Genomic DNA, 20759 nt, shown 5'->3' on the forward strand with positions numbered 1-20759 from the left:
CAACAACAAAGCCCGCCGGTTTACCCCGGCGGGCTTAGCCCACCGCCTTCGCCGCCGCGCGTCCGGCGTTGCGGCCCGAGAACAGGCAGCCGCCGAGGAACGTGCCCTCCAGCGAGCGATAGCCGTGCACCCCGCCACCGCCGAAGCCGGCGGCTTCGCCGGCCGCATAGAGCCCGCGGATGATCTGGTGATCATTGCCGAACACGCGCGAATCGAGGTCGGTCTCGAAGCCGCCGAGGGTCTTGCGGGTGAGGATGTTGAGCTTCACCGCGATCAGCGGGCCGTGCTCGGGATCGAGGATCCGATGCGGTTTCGCGGTGCGGATCAGCCGGTCGCCGATATAGCGGCGCGCATTGTGCAGGTTCATCACCTGCGCATCCTTGACGTAGGGATTGGTGATCTCGCGGTCGCGCGCCTCGATCTGCGTCTTGATGGCATCGAGCTGCAACAGGTCGTTTCCAGCGAGCTTGTTCATGGCACCAACGAGATCGGCAAGATTGTCGCGCACGATGAAATCGGCGCCGTGCTGCTTGAAGGCTTCGACCGGCGCCGGCGCGCCCTTGTTGGTGGCGCGCTTGATGGTCATGCGCCAACTCTTGCCCGTGAGGTCCGGGTTCTGCTCCGAGCCGGACAGCGCGAACTCCTTCTTGATGATGCTCTGGGTCAGGATGAACCACGAATAGTCGTAGCCCGTGCCCGTGATGTAATGCAGTTGCCCGAGCGTGTCGGAGCCCGGGAACAGCGGCGCCGGCAGCCGCTTGCCTGACGCGTCGAACCATAGCGACGATGGTCCGGGCAGAATCCGGATGCCGTGCCGCGGCCAGATCGGGTTCCAGTTCTGGATGCCCTCGACGTAGTGCCACATCCGGTCGCGGTTGATCAGCCGGCCGCCGGCGGCTTCGGTGATGCCGATCATGCGGCCGTCGACATGTTCGGGCACGCCGGAGATCATGAATTTGGGCGGTTCGCCGAGCCGCTTCGGCCAGTTCTGCCGCACCAGATCATGATTGCCGCCGATGCCGCCGGAGGCGACGATCACCGCCTGGGCGCGAAGTCTAAAATCGCCGACGACATTGCGCGAGGAACTCTTGCCGCGCTCGACGCCTGTTGGTTCCAGGATCACGCCGCGCACGCCGTCGACCACGCCGTTGCTGACATCAAGCGCGTCGACCCGATGGCGGAATTTGAACACCAGCCGTCCGCTTTTCGCGGCCTCGCGTGCGCGACGCTCGAACGGCTCGACGATGCCGGGACCGGTGCCCCAGGTGACGTGAAAGCGCGGCACCGAATTGCCATGGCCCATTGCGTCGTAGCCGCCGCGTTCGGCCCAGCCGACCACCGGGAAGATGCGATGGCCCATCGCGCGCAGCCAGTCGCGTTTCTCGCCCGCGGCGAACGCGACATAGGCTTCCGCCCATTTGCGCGGCCAGTGATCCTCCTCACGATCGAAACCGGCGGTGCCCATCCAGTCCTGCAGTGCGAGGTCTGCGGAATCCTTGATGCCAAGCCGGCGCTGCTCCGGCGAATCGACCAGAAACAATCCGCCGAACGACCAGAAGGCCTGGCCGCCGATGCTCTGTTCCCCTTCCTGGTCGAGCACGATGACGCGCTTGCCGGCGTCGGCGATCTCGGTTGCGGCGACCAAGCCTGCCAGCCCGGCGCCAATCACGATCACATCCGCATCGTCAGCCATGTTTGATTCCCCCCGTCCCGCGGCGATTGAAGACCGCGCGATTGCATGCGGTCAACGCTAAATGGAGCTTGCCTGTGGCGGCCCGGCACCAAGCAGTTGGGGCAGGCTGTTCCAGTTTGGGACCTTTTCCACGCTTAACTGCAGCGCGCGCGCAACACCCAATTTGAATTTGTTTTGACCGGCTTCGCTCGTCTGGACAAAAATCCGCGGCCGCAACACGCTCGCGACATCTTGCATCACAAGACCAACAGATTCGGTTTCGACTGGGGCTGGCCAATGAAGTTGATGACGGGGTTGCTCGCTGCGGTTCTCCTGCTGGCGGGAATGGGGGCGTCACAGGCAGTGGTCAGAATCGCCGACGATCGCGGCGGCAAGATCGGGATCTATGTCGACAGATATCAGGACCTGCGCACGTCGGGTGAGACCGTCATCATCGACGGGTTGTGCGCCTCGGCCTGCACCATCGTGCTCGGCAAGGTTCCTCATGACCGGATTTGTGTGACGTCACACGCCAGTCTCGGCTTCCATGCGGCCTGGGATTACGGCGACGACGGCCGCCCGGTCCCCAATCCCGAAGCCACCCATATGCTGTATTTGATGTACCCGCCGGCCGTCCGCAGATGGATCACGGACCGCGGTGGCCTGACCCGCCGGATGATCTTCCTGCGCGGCAAGCAGCTGCAGGCGCTGTACAAGCCGTGCTACCTCAACGCCCAGGCCTCGGCGTCGAAGCCCGAGCACTGAGCTCGGACTGATCTCTGCATTTAATCCTCGTCTGCCATCGCCGGCGTGATCCGGCCGCTGCCGGGAGTAGCCTCGCTATCATTTGACGGCCTGCGACCGCCGTTGCGCTTGCTGCCTGCCGGAACCCGGCTTATCTCAACCGTATGGTTCAGCCGATCTCCACCCGATCCGAGCTCGTGACGGCTCCGCAGGGCCGGGTGGCATCTGCGATCCTGTGGGGCGCTGCCGGCATCGGCGGGGTGGTCCTGCTTGCCGCTGCGGCGCTCTGGTTCCACTACGGGACTGCGGTGTTTTTTGAAATGATCACGGCCGGCATCTCCGCCTGCTTCTGACAAGGATGTCCTGCCCATGCCTCGGACCACTCGCCCGCTGGTGATCTTCGCCGCCTTCGCCGGCAGCCTCGCGGTCGGCCTGTTCCTGATGCTGTGGGCGGTCGGGGGCCTCCGCACTGTTGCCGCCCCGGCCGCGATCGGCGGCCCGTTCCAGCTCACCGACCAGGCCGGCCAGACCGTCACCGACAAGAACCTCCGGGGCAAGCCGACGCTGATCTTCTTCGGCTTCACCCATTGCCCGGACGTCTGCCCGACCTCGCTGTTCGAGATTTCCGAGGTCCTGAAGGCGATGGGCAAGGACGCCGATCGCGTGAATGCCTATTTCGTCTCGGTCGATCCGGAACGCGACACCGCCACCGCGATGAAGGATTATCTTTCGAGCTTCGATCCGCACCTCAAGGGCCTGACCGGCGACCCCGCCGCGATCGCCAAGGTGCTGTCGAGCTATCGCGTCTACGCCAAGAAGGTGCCGCTGAAGGATGGCGACTACACGATGGATCACACCGCGCTGATCTATCTGATGGATCGGGACGGCCGTTTCGTTTCGCCGTTCAATCTGAAACGGACGCCGGAAGAGGCCGCGGCCGATCTGAAACGATATCTCTGATCCCCGTTTCCGGCTCAGAATTAACCCAATCGGCGCTCGCATCAGGCGCCGGATGGTCTATAAGCCGTTCAATTCCCTAAAATTGCCGGTTATGCCAGACCTGTCCGCCCAGCCCCTTGCCGTCCGCTCGCGCCAGTCCCGTCTGGCCGCGGGGATGACGGTTGTCCTGCTGGCTTTGGCAGGCCCTGCGATCGCGCAGACGCCCCCCACTCAGGCACCGCAAGCGCCCGCCGCCAAGACGGCTCCAACTCCGGCTCCCGCTCCGTCCGCCAAGCCGGCTCCTGCACAGACGGCGCCTGCGCCGCCTCCCGCCGCTGCGGCGCCACCGACCCCAACCCTGCCGCCCAAGGCCGCTGCCGAGGCCGCGCCACAGGCGGTGCCCGGCTTGTGGGACCCGCGGCGGCGCCCGGACCGGCCGGACCTGTCGCGCCTCACCGTGATCCGCTTCCTGACCGAGACCGACTATCCGCCGTTCAACTTCACCGGGCCCGACGGCAATCCGGCCGGTTTCAACGTCGACTTGGCGCGTTCGCTCTGCGACGAGATCAAGGTCACCTGCACCATCCAGATGCGCCGCTTCGAGACCCTGATCGATGCGCTGGCCACCAACCGGGGCGATGCCATCATCGCGTCGATGGCGGTGACGCCGCAGTTGCGCGCCAAGGTCGATTTCACCGATCCCTATTACCGCGCGCCGGCACGCTTCGTGTCGCGCCGCGACAATGTGATGCCGGAAATCCGCCCGGAATATCTCGAGGGCAAGAAGGTCGGCGTGATCGCCGGCACCTCGCACGAGGCCTATCTCAAGGCGATGTTCACCGACGCCGAGATCCATTCCTATCCGGATAACGATGCGCTGCGCGCGGCGCTGCGCCGCGGCGAGGTCGACTTCATCTTTGGCGATGCGATCTCGCTCGCGTTCTGGATCAACGGTACCGATTCCGCCGAATGCTGCGCGTTCTCCGGCGGCCCGTTTGTCGAAAGCCGCTTTTTCGGTGAGGGCGTCGGCATCGCCGTCCGCAAGGGCAACGATCTGCTCCGGCAGTCGCTGAACTGGGCGCTGTTCCGGATCTGGGAGAAAGGCCGCTTCACCGATCTGTGGCTGCGCTATTTCTCGATCAGCCCGTTTTGACGCAAAGGGCCCCACCCCTCTCCCCGCAAAGAGCGGGGCGAGGGAGCGCAACTTTGCATTTTGCCGCGAAAGCGTTAGTTTTCGCGGCCTTTTTGGAGAAAGCCTGAAGAATGTCCGTGATTGATCTTGCTGCCAGCCCGAGCGACCTGCGGGCGCTCGCCGAACAATCCAACGCCTGGCCGTTCGAGCAGGCGAAAGCGATTGTGGCGCGGCTGAAGAAAAATCCGAAGGACGAGGTGCTGTTCGAGACCGGCTACGGCCCGTCGGGCCTGCCGCATATCGGCACGTTCGGCGAGGTCGCGCGCACCACGATGGTGCGCCACGCCTTCCGCGTGCTCACCGAGGACAAGATCAAGACCCGCCTGCTCGCCTTCTCCGACGACATGGACGGACTGCGCAAGGTGCCGGACAACGTGCCGAACAAGGAGCTGCTCGGGCAGCATCTCGGCATGCCCTTGACCAAGGTGCCGGACCCGTTCGGCACCCATCCGAGCTTCGGCCAGCACAACAATGCGCGGCTACGCGCCTTCCTCGACCAGTTCGGCTTCGACTATGAATTCGCGAGCTCGACCGAATATTACACCTCCGGCCGGTTCGACGCTGCGCTGCTCCGCATGCTGGAGCGGATCGAGAAGGTGATGGCGATCATGCTGCCGTCGCTGCGCGAGGAGCGGGCGGCGAGCTACTCGCCGTTCCTGCCGATCTGTCCGCGCACCGGCCTCGTGCTCTACGTGCCGGTGACGGCACACGACGCCAAGGCCGGCACGATCTCCTATGAGGATCCCGACACCAAGGAGAGCGTCACCGTTCCCGTCACCGGTGGCCGCTGCAAGCTGCAATGGAAGCCGGACTGGGCGATGCGCTGGTACGCGCTCGGCGTCGACTATGAAATGGCCGGCAAGGACCTGATCGACTCCGTGAAGCTGTCGGGCAAGATCTGCTCGGCGCTCGGCGGCACGCCGCCGGAAGGCTTCAACTACGAACTGTTCCTCGACGAGAAGGGCCAGAAGATCTCGAAGTCGAAGGGCAACGGGCTGACCATCGACGAATGGCTGCGCTACGCCTCGCCGGAATCACTGTCGCTGTTCATGTACCGCGAGCCCAAGGCGGCGAAGCGGCTCTATTTCGACGTCATCCCGCGCAATGTCGACGAGTACCAGCAGTTCCTCGACGGCTTCACGCGGCAGGAGGCGCGGCAGCAGCTGCAGAATCCGGTCTGGCATGTCCATTCCGGCAAGCCGCCGCAAGCCGACATGCCCGTCACCTTCCAGCTCCTGCTGACGCTGGTGTCGTCGTCGAACGCGGAGAATGCCGAGACGTTGTGGGGCTTCATCGGCCGCTACCGGCCGGGCGTGACGCCGCAGACCCATCCGAAGCTCGATGCAATGGTCGGCTATGCTATCAACTACTATCGCGACTTCGTGGCGCCGACCAAGCAGTTCCGCGAGCCGACCGACGGGGAACGCGCCGCGCTGCAGGATCTGCGCGATGCGCTTGCCAACATTCCGGCGGATGCGACCGCGGAGGACATCCAGAACGTGGTCTATGAGATCGGCCGCCGCGAGCCGTTCCTCGACGTGGTCAAGAAGGGCAAGGACGGCCGTCCCGGCGTCTCGCTCGACTGGTTCAACATGCTCTACCAGGTGCTGCTCGGCCAGGAGAAGGGCCCGCGCTTCGGCTCCTTCGTCGCGGTCTACGGCGTACAGAACGCGGTCAACATGATCGACGGCGCGCTGGCGCGGTCGTCGTAGATCGATGAGCTTTCACACCATGGTCGTCCCTGCCTAGAGCGGGATGGGGTTAGGTTGAATCGATTTGGGATTCCCAAATCGGTGTGTTTCTGATTCACCATGCTGACTGGGTTGGAGGCCAGCATGGATGGGCAAGCCTTATTCTCTGGATCTTCGCAAGCGAGTCGTGTCGGCGATCGAGGGCGGGATGTCTCGCAATCAGGCGGCCAAGCAGTTTGGGGTCGCGATCAGCACCGCAATCGGTTGGATGCAGCGGGTCGAGGAGACCGGCAGCGTTGAGCCTGGCCAGATGGGCGGTCATAAGCCGAGGGCGGTTTCGGGAGACCACGCGGCTTGGCTGTCGCAGCGGATCAAGGACGGCGATTTCACTATACGGGGGCTCGTTGCCGAGCTTGCTGGACGCGGCCTGAAGGTCGACTATCACTCGGTGTGGGACTTCGTGCACGCCGAGAAGCTAAGCTTCAAAAAAAAGCGTGGCGGCTGGCGAACGGGATCGACCCGCGGTCGCGCGGCGGCGAGCCCAGTGGACAAAATATCAAGGGCGCGTCGAAGCTGAGCGGCTCGTCTTCATCGACGAGACATGGACCAGAACCGATATGGCGCCTTTGCGTGGATGGGCACCGCGCGGGCACAGACTTCCTGCCACGGTTCCCCACGGTCGCTGGAAGACCATGACCTTCCTGGCGGCCTTGCGCCATGACCGGATCGATGCGCCATGGTTCATCGAGGGGCCGATCGATGGCGTGAGCTTTCGCACCTATGTCGAGAAGGTTCTTCTGCCTGTCCTTCGACCCGGCGATATCGTCGTCTTGGATAACCTCGGTAGCCACAGGAGCAAAGCAGTTCGCCAACTCATCCGTTCGGTCGGCGCCAAACTCTTCTTCCTGCCCAAATACTCGCCCGACCTGAACCCGATCGAACAGGTCTTTGCCAAGCTCAAGCATCTGCTCCGCAAAGCTGCCGCGCGAACCGTCGACGCGGTCTGCGCCGCAATCGGCCACGCACTCGACGCCTTCACCCCCGAGGAATGCGCCAATTACCTGAAAAATTCAGGCTATCGAACTTAATGCCATCACGCTTTAGTGCGCAATTGCGCACGGGAGTAGGGACCCATAACCACAGCTGCGAGTCGTCGAACCGCGCGGCGGCCCCAGCGGCGTAACGTACGACCATTCGTGGTTATGGGTCCCGGCTCAAGGCCGGGACGACAGGGGTGTTTGCGACGCGAGCCCGCAAAATGCGGATGGCTGATCCCCGGCAATTTCAGCCGAGGTTGCGCCGGATTGCGCTACACTCCGTCCCATAAAATGAGCACGGCCTCCGCCGAGAGGCCGGCACAGATGGGAGCATGCGCATGCAGTTCAGGGTTTCGCCGACATCGCTGCAGGACAGTTCGAGCGCCGAGGAATGGCAGGCGCGGGTCGATCTTGCGGCGGCGCACCGGCTCGCCTTCAACCACGGCTTTTCGGAAGGCATCTTCAACCATCTCACCTTGGTGGTGCCCGGCCGCACCGACCGCTACTACCAGATCCCGTTCGGCATGCATTGGTCGGAGGTCACGGCGTCATCCTTCATGGAGGTCGGCATCGACGATGCCGAGGTGAAGCGCGGCGAGGGCGAGGTCGAGCGTTCCTGCTATTGCATCCATGCGCCGATCCACAAGGCGCTGCCGCAGGCCAAGGCCGTATTCCATACCCATATGCCGTATGCGAGCGCGCTGACCCGCCTCGAGGATCCGCGCATCAAGGAGATCGGGCAGACCGAGGTCGGGCTGTCGGAGGCGATCGCCTATGACGATCTCTACACCGGCCCCGCGCTCGATCCCGAGGAGGGCGCACGGCTCACCAAGGTGATCGGTAACAAGACCATTTTGTTCATGGCCAATCACGGCATCTCGACCGTCGGCGCGACCGTCGCCGACGCCTATGACCGGCTCTATTACATCGAGCGCGCGGCGCAGGTGCAGATCTACGCGATGTGGACCCAGCAGCCGCTCAAGCAATTGCCGCAGCATGTGGTTGAGAAGACCAAGCGCGATTTTCGCGACGACCATCTCTACAACGGCCCGACCCCGGCGCAGCGGCATTTCGATGCGCTGAAGCGGATGCTGGACCGCAAGGAGCCGGACTACGCGACGTAGGCTACGCAGCGCACCCGCAATCTCCGCCGTCGTCCCTGCGAAAGCAGGGACCCATAACCACAGGGTCATGTTGTCGAGGCGAGATGTGGCCCCAGCGTGCTCAGCACGACGTGCGGTGGTTATGGGTCCCGGGTCGCGCTTCGCTTGCCCGGGACGACACTTGTTATGCGGTGATCGACCCGCCCGGCTACTGACTCGCCCACACGATGCGCGCGATCCACACCACCTCTTCGGCATCGAGCATGCGGTCGGGGTGCTCCGGATTGAGCGACGCGAGCTCCAGCACCTTGGCGGTGCGGCGCCTCAATTCCTTCACCATCACCTCGCCGCCGGTCGTGCGCACCACGACGCGGTCGCCGCGGCGAATCGCGGTCGCGGGTGACACCACGATGATGTCACCTTCGCGATAGGCGGGCTTCATCGAGCCGCCCTCGATCTCCAGCGCATAGGCGTGCTCGTCGGTGGTGGCCGGCAGCGCCACTTCGTCCCAGCCCTTGCCGGCGGGAAAACCGCTGTCGTCGAAAAAGCCGCCGGCGCCGGCCTGGGCGAAGCCGATCAACGGCACCGACTGGCCGCCGCGCGGGCCGTCGCCGAGCAGTTGCACGAAGGTCTCCATGCTGGCATTGCTCGCGGCCAGCGCCTTGGAGAGCGATTCGGTCGACGGCCAGCGCTCGCGCCCGTCGCCGGTCACGCGCTTGGATTTGTTGAAGGTGGTGGGATCGAGCCCGGACTGCTTGGCAAGGCCGGACGGCGACAGGCCGGCGCGTTCGGCGAGCCGGTCGAGCGCGGCCCAGACCTGAGCGTGGGTCAGCGGTCGGGCGGCTTTGGGCTGTTTGGCCATCGAGGATGTCCCCGGGTGCAGTCCTAGGAATTATTGCCTGAAACTCGCGAATTTCGCAAATCTGCCCTCTTCTGTGTCCCGGCGCCGCTTGAGTTGCGCCGCCGCCGCCGATACGGTCCCTCGCTCGCCCGGTGGCGTCTGGGGCTATCCCCATCAAATCCGGATAAAACCCCAAGAGATTCAAGGACAAAAGGGAGCGCCGGCCCGTGCCTATGATCTACAAAATCACCCCCGCTTCGGCCTGGCGTGAGGCCGAGCGGCAGGGCGTGTACCGGGGCAGCGCGGACGACCAGCGCGACGGCTTCATCCATTTTTCAACTGCCTCCCAGGTCGCCGAGACCGCGCGCAAGCACTACCACGGGCAAACCGGCCTGTTCCTGGTCGCGGTCGATGCCGATGCGCTTGGCGATGCCCTGCGCTGGGAGCGGTCGCGCAACGACGAGTTGTTCCCGCATCTCTATGGCGAACTCGATCTCGGCGCTGTCATCGAAATCCTCGACCTGCGCGCGCGCTCCGACGGCGGCCACGACGTTCCGGAGCTCAAGCCGTGATCCGTGCCTTCGACGCCTTCTCGCTGCCGCTGCTGCGCTGGTTCGATCCGGAAGATGCCCATCGCATGGCGATCCAGGGCCTGAAGCTGCTGCCGCCGATCCGGCAGCGGGTGGATGATCCCAAGCTCGCGGTGCGCGCCTTCGGGCTCAATTTTCCGAATCCGATCGGCATGGCGGCGGGCTTCGACAAGAGCGCGGAAGTGCCCGACGCGCTGCTGCGGCTTGGCTTCGGCTTTGTCGAGATCGGCTCGGTGACGCCGAAGCCGCAAGCAGGCAATCCGCGGCCGCGGCTGTTTCGCCTGGAGCGCGACGAGGCCGTGATCAACCGCATGGGCTTCAACAATGACGGCGCGGAGGCCGTGCTGCGGCGGCTCGCCGCGCGGGCCGCCGGCGGCGGCATCATCGGGGTCAATGTCGGGGCCAACAAGGATTCGTCCGACCGTGTCGCCGACTACGTGAAGCTGATCGAGACGTTTGCCCCGGTCGCGAGCTATTTCACCGTCAATGTGTCCTCACCGAATACGCCGGGCCTGCGCAATCTGCAGCAATCGGCGGCGCTCGACGATTTGCTGGCGCGGGTCATCGATACCCGCGAACGCGTGCGCAAGAATGCCGGGGATTCGCCGGTCCTGCTCAAGATCGCGCCCGATCTGAGCCTCGCGGAACTCGACGATGTCGTGCACATCGCCCGCTCGCGGCGCGTCGACGGCATGATCGTCGCCAACACCACGCTGGCGCGTCCCTCGACCTTGCGCGAGGAGAACCGCGCCAAGGAGCAGGGCGGCCTGTCGGGCCGTCCGCTGTTCCGCCTGTCGACGCGGATGGTGGCCGAGACCTATGTCCGCGTCGAAGGCGCATTTCCGCTGATCGGCGTCGGCGGCATCGACTCCGGCGGCGCCGCGCTGACGAAAATTCGTGCCGGCGCCAGCCTGATCCAGCTCTATTCCTCGCTGGTCTACAAGGGCATCGGCCTTGTCGAGGACATCAAGCGCGACCTGTCCTCGACCCTGCTGCGCACCGGCCGCGACTCGCTGTCGGAAATCGTCGGCGCCGATGCCGCGACCATCACGGCCGAGGACTGGCCGGTGAGGTAACGACTCTCTCGTGCCCCGGATGCAGTGCAGCGCGCCGGAGTTGCGGCGTGGTGCGCTGCTGGTCCGGGGCCCATGGTTGACATAGGTCCCGGCTCTGCGGCGCGTCACTTCGTGCCGCACCGCGTCCGGGACACGAGAGGCTTAGCCGGGCTACGCAGCCTTGAACGTTTTCCTGAACAGCGCCGGATAACGCAGGCCCTGCAGGCCGCCGCGCGCGACGTAGAAGCCGATCAGCGCGATCCACAGGCCGGTGTTGCCGTATCCGCTGAGCGCCCACCAGGCCGCGAGGAAGATCGCGAGCGAGGCCAGCATCAAATTGCGCATCTCGCGCGCCCAGGTCGCGCCGACATAGATGCCGTCGAAGCCGAACGCGAACACGCCGGGCAGCGGCGCCAGGATCACGAACGCCAGGGCCGCACAGCTGCTGGGCGGCGTTGGCGAGGCCGTCGAGGAAGAAGGCGCTGACCAGCAGGAAATTGTTCAGCACCGAATTCGCCGCCAGCGTCACGTCGCCTTCGCGCGCACCCTTGGCGGTGAAGAACAGGAACACGACGATCAGCGCCGCGGTGCGGACCATGATGTCGCGGTTCACCGCCAGCATGCGCATCAGCTTGGCGCGGTCGAACAGCGTGGCCGCAGGAACGGCGAAGCCACCCTGCGAGATCCGCCAGGCCGCGATGATGCCGGCTGCAAAGCCTGTGGCTTCGGCCAGCACGGCGGCGATCGCGGCGCCCGCGATGCCTGCGCCATAGACCTGCACCAGCAGCACGGTGGCGGCCACGTTGATGAGATTGACCACGATCTGTAGGACGAGCGCCAGATTGGCGCGTGCCTGGCCGACCAGCCAGCCCAGGATGACGTAATTGGCCAGCGCCAGCGGCGCCGACCATATCCGGATCATGAAATAGCTCTTGGCCGCGTGAGTGACGCCCGCGCTGCCGCCCATCAGCTGGAACGTGACCGTGGCGAGCGGCGCCTGCAGCGCGATCAGCGCGGCGCCGATCAGGCCGGCGACGATGAAGCCGCGCACCAGGATCGCGGCATATTCCTTGATCTCGCCCGCGCCCTGTGCCTGCGCGGTGAAGGCCAGCGTGCTCATGCGCAGGAAGGCGAACAGCCAGAACAGGCAGTCGAAGATCACCGAGGCCATCGCCACGCCGCCGAGCAGCGCGGCATCGTCGAGCCGGCCGATCGCGGTGGTCGAGACGATGCCGATCAGCGGCGTGGTCAGGTTGGCGACCATCGCGGGGCCGGCGATGGCGAACACCTGGCGGGTCGTGATCTTTGGGTGGATGGGTGCGTGCATGGCTACAGTTGCGAGGGATGTAGGTTTCTATCCCGTCATCCGTCGCGCGGCCATGCTGGAATTGTTCTCAGAGCAATGCGGTGGCGAGGGGGCGGAGCGGCCGACAAGGCAGACGTATGGTCAGAACTCGACCACCATGCCATCGTGTGCCGCCGTGTAGGGCAGGTCGTCGACGCGGCCGAGCATGTCATCGCTCATGTGGGTCAGCACCACGCGCTTCGCGTTGATGGCGGGCAAATGCGCTTCCAGCGTTGTCAGGCTGAGATGGTTCTTGACCATCTTGTCGTAGGTATAGGCTTCGGCGACGAAGAGGTCGGCATCCTGTGCGGCCGGGATCAGCGCGTCGGTCCACTCGGTGTCGGCGCTGTAGCTGACGACGCGACCTTCCGCCTCGACGCGATAGGCAAGGTGCGGCCCGCCGGATTCGCCATGCACGACCGGGTAGGGCGTCACGGTCACCTCGCCAAAGCTGCGCTGCTCCTGCGGTGCGAGCGTGACGACCGAGAGATCGAAGCGCTGCCTGATTTTGGAGGAATGCTCGAACATCACTTCCATCACCTCGGGCAGTTTGGTTTCGATGCCTTGCGGCCCGGCAATCACCAGCGGCCGGGTGCGGCGGGAGAACTGCGCGTCGAGCAGGAAGAACGGCAGGCCGGCAAAGTGATCGCCGTGGAAATGCGTGATCAGGATCAGGTCGATTGCATCACGGTCGATATCGAGCCGCTTCATCGCCGGAAGCGACGAGGCGCCGCAATCGATCAGGAAATTGGCGCGCTCGCCGGTGATATGGAAGCAGGTGTTGAAGCGGCCCCCGGAGCCGAATGCATCGCCGCAGCCGACAAATCGCAATTGCATCGGCTGCGAACTCCTTGGGATCAGCGGCCGCGCGGCGCGCCGAACAGCCGCGACAACAGCCAGATCGGGATCACGATCACCGCGCCGAGCAGGAAGTAGCGCCAGGCCCAGTTGATCGCGTCGAAGCCGAAGTCCCAGATGCTCTGGAACAGCCTGCGGATGCTGTAGAGAATATTCCAGGGATCCAGGCCGATCGCGGCGAGCACGACGCCGACCAGGATCGAAAGCAGGATCAGCCGGAACGCCACCGCGAGTGGCGATCCGCCGAGAAAGCGGTACAGGCCGTCACTCTGGCCGGCCGGCAAGTCCCTGACGTCGTTTGGCATCGCTTTCTCCTGGCGGAATCGCCCGCGCATTATAGGTCACGGCGGTGCACATGGGAAACCCGTGAGCGGCGATCAATGGCTGCCATGCGGCGGTCGAATTAATTCGCTGTCATGGTCATTAACAGCCGTTCAAGTGTCTCCAGGCGATCGGCTTCGCGCGGTGGCTTGTCCCAGCGCAGGCGGCTGATCCGGGGAAAGCGCATCGCGACGCCGGATTTGTGACGCGGTGAGCGCTGCAAGCCCTCGAAGGCGACTTCGAGCACCAGCCCCTGATCCGGCTCATGCACGACATGCCGCACCGGGCCGAATTTCTCGGTGGTGTTCCGGCGGACGAAGCGGTCGATCTGCAGCAGCTCCTCGTCGGTGAAGCCGAAATAGGCCTTGCCGACCGGCACGAGTTCGTCGCCGTTATCGCCGCGGGTCCAGACCCCGAACGTGTAGTCGGAATAATAGGACGAGCGCTTGCCGTGGCCGCGCTGGGCGTACATCAGCACCGCGTCGATGATGTGCGGATCGCGTTTCCACTTCCACCACGGGCCTTTAGGGCGTCCCGGCAGATACGGTGCGTCGCGGCGCTTGAGCATCACGCCTTCGACCGCGTCGGCATCATCGCCGGCGCCGGCGCTTTTCGGATCGGCGCGCGCCGCAGCCAGTTCTTCCCAGCTCGCGAACGGGACAATCGGTGACAGATCGATGCGCGGATCGTTCAGCTTGGCGACGAAACGTTCGAGATGCTCGCGGCGTTCGACGTAGGGCAGCTCGCGCAAATCTTTTTCGTCATCGCCGAGCAGGTCGTAGGCGCGCAGATGGATCGGAAATTCCTTGATCAGCGTCGGCGAGACCACCTTCCGGTTCAGCCGCTGCTGCAGCACGTTGAAGGTCTGCACGCGGCCCTCGCGCAGCACCAGCAATTCGCCGTCGATCGCGCCGGGAAGATGCAGCGACGGCACCAGGTCGGGGAAGCTGCCGGTGATGTCCTCGCCGGTGCGCGAATAGAGCCGCGCCTGGATGTGGCCTCGCGCATCGCGGCCGGCGACAGCCTGCACGCGGATGCCGTCCCACTTCCATTCCGCACTGAAATCGGCGGCGTCGAGATTGGCAAAATCGCTATCCTCGATCGCATGCGCCAGCATCACCGGGCGGAACGGCGTCGGATCGCGGTTGACAGGCTTGTCGCCGCGGCCCTCGAGCCAGGCGAACAGCTCGAGATAGGGCGGCGACAGGCCGGGCCACATCAGCTCGATCTCGTGCGGATCCTTAGTCCCGAGCGCCGCCGCCGCGGTCTTCGCCAGCCGCGCGGAAATCCCGATCCGCATCGCGCCGGTGACGAGCTTCAGCAGCGCCCAGCGGCCGGTCTCGTCGAGCTCGTCCAGCCAGCGCGCCAGCTGCGCCGGCAATTCAGCCTTGCCGAGCGTGCGCAGCGTGGTGACGACGTCCGTCAGCGTCGGTGGAGGCGGGTTGTTGTGGAGGCTGGACTTGCGGCCTTCTTCACCTCTCCCGCTTGCGGGGGAGGTCGGATCGGCGGACGGCGCGTCAGCGCGGTCGGCCGATCCGGGTGGGGGCTTTTTCCGCTTGTCGATCGCGTGGAGAGACCCCCACCCCGACCCTCCCCCGCAAGCGGGAGAGGGGGAAGACTTCGGCCACATCAGTGCGACGGTCTCGGAGAGATCGCCGACGTAATCATAGGAGTAGCCGAACAGCACCGGGTCCGCGCGTTCGGTGATCAAATCGCGGATCAATCCCGGCTTGGCGTGCTTGAACGACAGCGCGCCGGTCAGTGCTGCCAGCGCGTAGCCGCGGTCGGGGTCCGCGGTCTCACGGAAATAGGCGACCAGCAGCTTGATCTTGTTGTTGCGGCCGGGCTCGTAGGCGAGGCGATCGAGCCGTTGGGCAAAGCGATTCATGTTTCGGCCTCGCCGGCGGGCTGGGCCTCGCCGGTGACCGCCGCCGTGTCGCCCTCATCCTCGTCGCCATAGCCGACCAGATCGAGCGGCCGCGCGGCAAGGCCCTTGCTCTTGCACCAATGCACCAGCGCGTCTTCCTGGCCGTGGGTGACCCAGATCTCGCCGGCGCCGGTCGCTGCGATCGTCGCCGTCAGCCCGTCCCAATCGGCATGATCTGATATCACCAGCGGCAGCTCGATGGCGCCCTGCCGGGCCCGGGCGCGCACGCGCATCCAGCCCGACGCAAAGGCCGTGACCGGATCGGGAAAGCGCCGGGTCCACACATCGGCTGTCGCGCTCGGCGGCGCCAGCGTGATGGTGCCGGCAAGCTCGGCCTTCTTCATGCCGCGCGCCGGCCGGAGCTCGCCGAGCGCAATGCCCCGTTCCTGATAATAGTACGTGATCTTCTCCATCGCGCCGTGCAGATAGATCGGCGCGTCGTAGCCGGCCTCGCGCAGGAGCGCGATCACGCGCTGCGCCTTGCCGAGCGAATAGGCGCCGACCAGGTGCGCGCGCTCCGGAAACAGTTTGACCGATGCCAGCAGCTTGTTCACTTCGCCGGCGGCGTCGCCATGGAGAAACACCGGCAGGCCAAAGGTCGCCTCTGATATGAAGACGTCGCACGGCACGAGCTCGAACGGGGCGCAGGTCGGATCGCGCGCATCCTTGTAGTCGCCGGAGGCGACGATGCGGGTGTCCTTGCAGGTGACGGAGATCTGGGCGGAGCCCAGCACATGCCCGGCGGGATGAAACGCCACCGTGACGTCGCCGAGCCTGATCTCCTCGCCGTAAGCGACGGCCTGCGTCGATCCAGCGAAATTCTCGCCATAGCGCAGCCGCATCATGTCGAGCGTTTCCCGGGTCGCGAGCACCGCGCCGTGACCGGCGCGCGCATGGTCGGAATGGCCATGCGTGATCAAGGCACGTTCGACCGGCCTGACAGGATCGATGTGGAAGCCGCCGGGCTTGCAGCAAAGCCCGGCCGGGACGGGCATCAGGATGTCTTGCGGGCGCATGGCAGACATATAGGCATTGATTCCACGATATCTAACCGTCGTGCGCGGGCTTGACCCGCGCATCCATCTCCGGAAAAAGTCCGTGCTTTGATGGATGGCCGCACCCGGCCAGGATTGGTTCCTTAAAAGAAATGGCCCCCCGCCTGTTTCTGTCCTCCGGCGACCTCGTCGCCGACCGCCGCTACGAGTTCGCACGCGACCTGCAATTGAAGGGCGATCTGCCGGCTGCCGCCGAGGTGCTCGAACAGGCGATCGAGCTGGTGCCGAAATTCCCGTCCGCCTGGTACACGCTGGGCAAGATCCGCCTCGAGCTCGGCCAGCGCGATGCCGCGATCGCTGCCTTCCGCGCCGCGCGCGACGCCGATCCCGAAGACCGCCATGGCGCCGGCCTGCATCTGATGCAGCTCGGCGTCGAGGCCGTCAGCGCGATGCCGCCGGGTTATGTGCAGACGTTGTTCGATCAATATGCGCCGCGCTTCGAGGCCGCGCTGGTCGGCGACCTCGGCTATCGCGGCCCGGCGCTGCTGTTCAAGGCGGTGCTGTCGGTGCGCGCGAGCGCAAAGAAGCCGGCCTTCTTCAAGCGCGCGATCGATCTCGGCTGCGGCACCGGACTGGCCGCCGGCGCGTTCGCGGAGCATGTCGATCGCTTCATCGGCATCGACCTGTCGCCGCGCATGATCGACAAGGCGCGCGCCGCAGCCCTCTATGCCGAGCTCGAGGTCGACGACATGCTCAGCGGCATTTCGGCCAAGCCTGACGCCAGCGCCGAATTGATCCTGGCTGCCGATGCGATGGTCTATGTCGCCGATCTCGCGCCGGTGCTCGTCGAGGCCGCGCGCGTGCTGGTGCCAGGCGGCGTGCTCGCCTTCACGACGGAGACCCATGACGGCGAGGGTGTCATTATCGGCGAGGGACTGCGCTATGCCCATAGTACACCTTACGTGCGCGCCTCCGTCGCCGCCGCGGGGCTGACGCTGGCGCTGCTCGACGATCTCTCGGCGCGCAATGAAGACAATATCCCGGCGCCCGGACTCGTCGCCGTCGCCGTCAAGCCGTGACCGCTTCACCTTCTCCCCTTGTGGGAGAAGGTGGCGCGGATGCAATCCGCGCCGGATGAGGGGTCTCCATCCGCGGAGACAGACCCCTCACCCGGCTTCAATGCTTCGCATCGAAGCCACCCTCTCCCACAAGGGGAGAGGGTGCATGGTCATCTGCCGCACTCAAACTTGAGTCTACACGCTACGCATTTGCCGTGACGCGGCATTGCGCCGCAAAGCGGCGACTTCGCGCTTGCCGGCTTCCACTCGCCCTTCTTCCTTGACGGCGTCAATTACAGCTACACGCCCGACGACTACACGCCGATGAAGACGCTCTATATCTCGATCTTCAACGGCAAAGACTGGGACATCTCCGACAAGCCCGTGGTGGAATAGGGCGGGTCTTCCTTCTCCCTCTCCCCGCTGTTCGCGGGGATAGGGTTGGGGCAAGGGCTCTCCCCGCAAGCGGGGCGAGGCAAGCGTGGCAGCCCCTGCCACCTGCCGCCATTTCCTCGCACTCGACGAAACCGCCTGAACCTCCTACCTCTTGGGCGTGTCGACGCTCGATCTCTTTTCCGTCACGCCGTCGGAAACGGCCGATCTCTTGCCGCGCCGGTTTCGCGACTGGTTCGCCTCACGCGGCTGGTCGCCGCGCGAGCACCAGCTCGCGCTGTTGGCGAAAGCGCGCGAGGCGCGTTCCGCGCTGCTGATCGCGCCCACGGGTGCAGGCAAGACGCTGGCGGGGTTCTTGCCGACGCTGGCGGAACTGAGCGGGGAGGGACCAGTCCGTGATGTCGCTTCTCACCTCCCCCTGAAAGGGGGAGGTCGGCTCGCTCGGGCACGCAATGGCGCACCTGCGCGGGACGGGTGGGGGTCAGCCGCGGGCGCGGAGCAAGCGGCTGCCCCCCACCCCAGCCCTCCCCCTTTCAGGGGGAGGGAGCCTGACGATCTCGCAAGCGGAGAGGCAACGGCGTCCGCGAGATCGCGCCCCAGCCTCAGCTCCACTGGCCGCGGCGTTCGCCGCTCCGCCGGCTTGCACACGCTTTACATCTCGCCGCTGAAAGCGCTCGCGGTCGACATCGCGCGCAACCTGGAGACGCCGGTTGCCGAGATGGGGCTCCCGATCAGGATCGAGACCCGCACCGGCGACACGCCGGTGTCGCGGCGGCAGCGGCAGCGGCGCTATCCGCCGGACATTCTGCTCACCACGCCCGAGCAACTCGCGCTGCTGCTCGCCTCCGACGACGCGCCGTTTCTGTTCTCCTCGTTGAAGCGCATCGTGCTCGACGAGCTGCACGCACTGGTCACCTCCAAGCGCGGCGATCTGCTGTCGCTCGGGCTGGCGCGGCTCCGGACCATCGCGCCGCAGGCGCGCGCCATCGGCCTTTCGGCAACGGTGGCCGAACCTGAGCAGCTGGCGCGCTTCCTGGTGCCGCAGCCGGACGGCGAGAGCGTGTCCGCCGACGTCGTCATCGCCGGCGGCGCCGCGCCGCCGGTGGTCGAGATGCTCGACACGCGGGAGCGGCTGCCATGGTCCGGCCACAGCGCGCGCCATGCGCTGCCCGAGGTCTATGAGCTGATCAAGCGCAACAAGACCACGCTGGTGTTCGTCAACACCCGCAGCCAGGCCGAGATGCTGTTCCAGGATCTCTGGCGCATGAATGACGACGGGCTTGCGATCGCGCTGCATCACGGCTCGCTCGACGTCGCGCAGCGCCGCAAGGTCGAGGACGCGATGGCCGCCGGCCGTCTGCGCGGCGTGGTCTGCACCTCATCGCTCGACCTCGGCGTCGACTGGGGCGATGTCGACCTCGTCATCAATATCGGCGCGCCAAAGGGCTCGTCGCGGTTGATGCAGCGGATCGGCCGCGCCAACCACCGCTTCGACGAGGCCTCGCGCGCCGTGCTGGTGCCGGCCAACCGGTTCGAGGTGCTGGAATGCCGTGTCGCGATCGATGCCATCGCCGAGAATGCGCAGGACACGCCGCCCTTGCGCTCGGGCGCGCTCGACGTGCTGGCCCAGCATGTGCTCGGCTGCGCCTGCGGCAAGCCGTTCCTGTCCGACGAACTCTATGATGAGGTCAGGACCGCGGCGCCCTATGCGTCGCTGGCGCGGACGGATTTCGACGACGTCGTCGCCTTCGTCGCGACCGGCGGCTACGCGCTGAAGACCTATGAGCGTTTCGCGCGGATCAAGCAGGACAAGCAGGGCCGCTGGCGCGTCACCAATCCCAAGGTGCGGCAGAGCTACCGCCTCAACGTCGGCACCATCGTCGAGGAGACCATGCTGAAGGTGCGGCTGGTGCGGTCACGCGCCGGCGGCACCGGATCGACCGGCGCGATCGCCCGTGGCGGCCGCATGCTCGGCGAGATCGAGGAAGTGTTCATCGAAGGCCTCGTGTCCGGCGACACGTTCGTGTTCGGCGGCGAGGTGGTGCGCTACGAGGCGCTGGTCGAGGACCAGGTCTACGTCTCCCGCGCCAATGATAAAGACGCAAAAGTGCCGTCCTATATGGGCGGCAAGTTCCCGCTCTCCACCTATCTCGCCGAGCGCGTCCGCAAATTGCTCGACAACAGCCGTGCCTGGAACGCGCTGCCGGACCAAGTGCACGACTGGCTGTCGCTGCAGCGAAAGTTCTCCCGCGTCCCCGCGGTGCGCGAACTGCTGGTGGAAACCTTTCCGCGCGGCGGCAGCCATTATCTGGTCTGCTATCCCTTCGAGGGCCGGCTCGCGCATCAGACGCTCGGCATGCTGCTGACGCGCCGGCTGGAGCGCGCCCGCGCCCGTCCGCTGGGTTTCGTCGCCAACGAATATGCGGTTGCGGTCTGGGGCGTCGGCGATCTCTCCTTCATGATCCGGCAGGGCAAGCTCGATCTCAATGCGCTGTTCGATCCCGATATGCTCGGCGACGACCTCGAGGCGTGGCTCGCGGAATCCGCGCTGATGAAGCGGACCTTCCGCAATTGCGCCATCATTTCCGGCCTGATCGCGCGCCGCTTCACCGACGAGGAGAAGTCGCGCCGCCAGGTGCTGTTCTCGACCGATCTGATCTACGACGTGCTGCGCAAGCACCAAGCCGACCATGTGCTGCTGCGCGCCGCGCGCGGCGATGCCGCCACAGGGTTGCTCGATCTCCGCCGCCTCAGCGACATGCTTTCGCGCATCCATGGCCGAATCACCCACAAGGCGCTCGATCGCGTTTCTCCGCTTGCCGTCCCCGCGCTGCTGGAAATCGGCCGCGAGTCAGTTTATGGCGAAGCATCCGACGAGCTCCTGGCCGAGGCGGCCGAGGAACTCGTGCGGGAGGCGACGACATAACCCGATTTAATCGGGCTCATATTTTGGGGAACAGGACGTGACGGCAGGCGCGCAGGTTTTGCGAGACGGTGA

General features: G+C 65.6%; 17 protein-coding genes and 2 pseudogenes. 12 read left to right on the forward strand and 7 right to left on the reverse strand.

The genetic code is table 11. The annotated features are described in order from the left end of the window. Positions 1-34: 34 nt before the first annotated feature. Entirely contained in the window at positions 35-1693 is a 1659-nt protein-coding gene (locus tag HAP48_RS19305) for an FAD-binding dehydrogenase (RefSeq protein WP_166211288.1), read from the reverse strand. A gap of 276 nt (positions 1694-1969) precedes the next feature. Between HAP48_RS19305 and HAP48_RS19310 the strand changes: the two genes are divergently transcribed. From HAP48_RS19310 to HAP48_RS19340, 7 genes are all read left to right on the forward strand, one after another. Then, the gene (locus HAP48_RS19310) at positions 1970-2437 is read left to right on the forward strand and encodes a hypothetical protein (protein ID WP_166211285.1); all 468 of its coding nucleotides are present in this window, start codon (positions 1970-1972) and stop codon (positions 2435-2437) included. A 197-nt stretch (positions 2438-2634) separates the two neighbouring features. After that, positions 2635-2769, forward strand: coding sequence for a hypothetical protein (locus tag HAP48_RS19315; protein ID WP_414645898.1), 135 nt, complete (start codon positions 2635-2637; stop codon positions 2767-2769). 16 nt (positions 2770-2785) lie between these two features. Next, positions 2786-3376, forward strand: a complete 591-nt coding sequence (locus HAP48_RS19320) for an SCO family protein (RefSeq protein ID WP_166211279.1) — start codon at positions 2786-2788, stop codon at positions 3374-3376. Positions 3377-3530: 154 nt separating this feature from the next. After that, a complete protein-coding gene (locus tag HAP48_RS19325) occupies positions 3531-4508 on the forward strand; it encodes a transporter substrate-binding domain-containing protein (protein WP_420869880.1) in 978 nt (325 codons plus the stop codon). A gap of 110 nt (positions 4509-4618) precedes the next feature. Further along, complete coding sequence (locus HAP48_RS19330; RefSeq protein ID WP_166211272.1) at positions 4619-6259, forward strand: lysine--tRNA ligase; 1641 nt, start codon at positions 4619-4621, stop codon at positions 6257-6259. Positions 6260-6386: 127 nt separating this feature from the next. Next, positions 6387-7326, forward strand: a protein-coding gene (locus HAP48_RS19335; RefSeq protein ID WP_420869839.1) for an IS630 family transposase whose coding sequence is annotated in 2 segments (ribosomal slippage) — positions 6387-6722 and positions 6724-7326 — 939 coding nt in all. Because the reading frame shifts where the segments join, the coding sequence is not laid out codon by codon here. A 287-nt stretch (positions 7327-7613) separates the two neighbouring features. Beyond that, positions 7614-8399, forward strand: a complete 786-nt coding sequence (locus tag HAP48_RS19340) for a class II aldolase/adducin family protein (protein ID WP_224496510.1) — start codon at positions 7614-7616, stop codon at positions 8397-8399. Positions 8400-8586: 187 nt separating this feature from the next. Here HAP48_RS19340 and HAP48_RS19345 read toward each other — a convergent pair whose 3' ends face one another. Further along, the gene (locus tag HAP48_RS19345; protein ID WP_166211265.1) at positions 8587-9240 is read right to left on the reverse strand and encodes a S24 family peptidase; all 654 of its coding nucleotides are present in this window, start codon (positions 9238-9240) and stop codon (positions 8587-8589) included. 206 nt (positions 9241-9446) lie between these two features. On the opposite strand from HAP48_RS19345, the gene HAP48_RS19350 reads away from it, so the two are divergent. Both HAP48_RS19350 and HAP48_RS19355 read left to right on the forward strand, forming a co-directional pair. Continuing rightward, a complete protein-coding gene (locus HAP48_RS19350) occupies positions 9447-9791 on the forward strand; it encodes a DUF952 domain-containing protein (protein WP_166211262.1) in 345 nt (114 codons plus the stop codon). Beyond that, entirely contained in the window at positions 9788-10885 is a 1098-nt protein-coding gene (locus HAP48_RS19355; RefSeq protein ID WP_166211259.1) for a quinone-dependent dihydroorotate dehydrogenase, read from the forward strand. The genes HAP48_RS19350 and HAP48_RS19355 overlap by 4 nt, the downstream gene beginning before the upstream one ends. 150 nt (positions 10886-11035) lie before the next feature. Here HAP48_RS19355 and HAP48_RS19360 read toward each other — a convergent pair. The 5 genes and pseudogenes from HAP48_RS19360 to HAP48_RS19380 all read right to left on the reverse strand — a co-directional run bounded on the left by HAP48_RS19360 (position 11036) and on the right by HAP48_RS19380 (position 16331). Further along, positions 11036-12191: pseudogene (locus tag HAP48_RS19360) on the reverse strand (MATE family efflux transporter). Between the two features lie 120 nt (positions 12192-12311). Beyond that, the gene (locus HAP48_RS19365; protein ID WP_166211256.1) at positions 12312-13046 is read right to left on the reverse strand and encodes an MBL fold metallo-hydrolase; all 735 of its coding nucleotides are present in this window, start codon (positions 13044-13046) and stop codon (positions 12312-12314) included. A gap of 20 nt (positions 13047-13066) precedes the next feature. Next, positions 13067-13372, reverse strand: a complete 306-nt coding sequence (locus HAP48_RS19370) for a DUF6460 domain-containing protein (RefSeq protein ID WP_166211253.1) — start codon at positions 13370-13372, stop codon at positions 13067-13069. Positions 13373-13470: 98 nt separating this feature from the next. Beyond that, complete coding sequence (locus tag HAP48_RS19375) at positions 13471-15276, reverse strand: cisplatin damage response ATP-dependent DNA ligase (RefSeq protein WP_176399226.1); 1806 nt, start codon at positions 15274-15276, stop codon at positions 13471-13473. Continuing rightward, positions 15273-16331, reverse strand: a complete 1059-nt coding sequence (locus HAP48_RS19380) for a ligase-associated DNA damage response exonuclease (RefSeq protein WP_166216237.1) — start codon at positions 16329-16331, stop codon at positions 15273-15275. The genes HAP48_RS19375 and HAP48_RS19380 overlap by 4 nt, the downstream gene beginning before the upstream one ends. A gap of 131 nt (positions 16332-16462) precedes the next feature. Between HAP48_RS19380 and HAP48_RS19385 the strand changes: the two genes are divergently transcribed. The 3 genes and pseudogenes from HAP48_RS19385 to HAP48_RS19395 all read left to right on the forward strand — a co-directional run bounded on the left by HAP48_RS19385 (position 16463) and on the right by HAP48_RS19395 (position 20687). Then, entirely contained in the window at positions 16463-17389 is a 927-nt protein-coding gene (locus tag HAP48_RS19385; RefSeq protein ID WP_166211250.1) for a methyltransferase domain-containing protein, read from the forward strand. 231 nt (positions 17390-17620) lie between these two features. Continuing rightward, positions 17621-17764: pseudogene (locus HAP48_RS19390) on the forward strand (ABC transporter substrate-binding protein); the annotation flags it as partial. Between the two features lie 157 nt (positions 17765-17921). Further along, on the forward strand, positions 17922-20687 hold the full coding sequence (locus HAP48_RS19395; RefSeq protein WP_175612415.1) for a ligase-associated DNA damage response DEXH box helicase: 2766 nt from the start codon (positions 17922-17924) through the stop codon (positions 20685-20687). Positions 20688-20759: the final 72 nt, after the last annotated feature.

This window comes from Bradyrhizobium septentrionale, from assembly GCF_011516645.4.
Lineage (GTDB): Bacteria > Pseudomonadota > Alphaproteobacteria > Rhizobiales > Xanthobacteraceae > Bradyrhizobium > Bradyrhizobium septentrionale.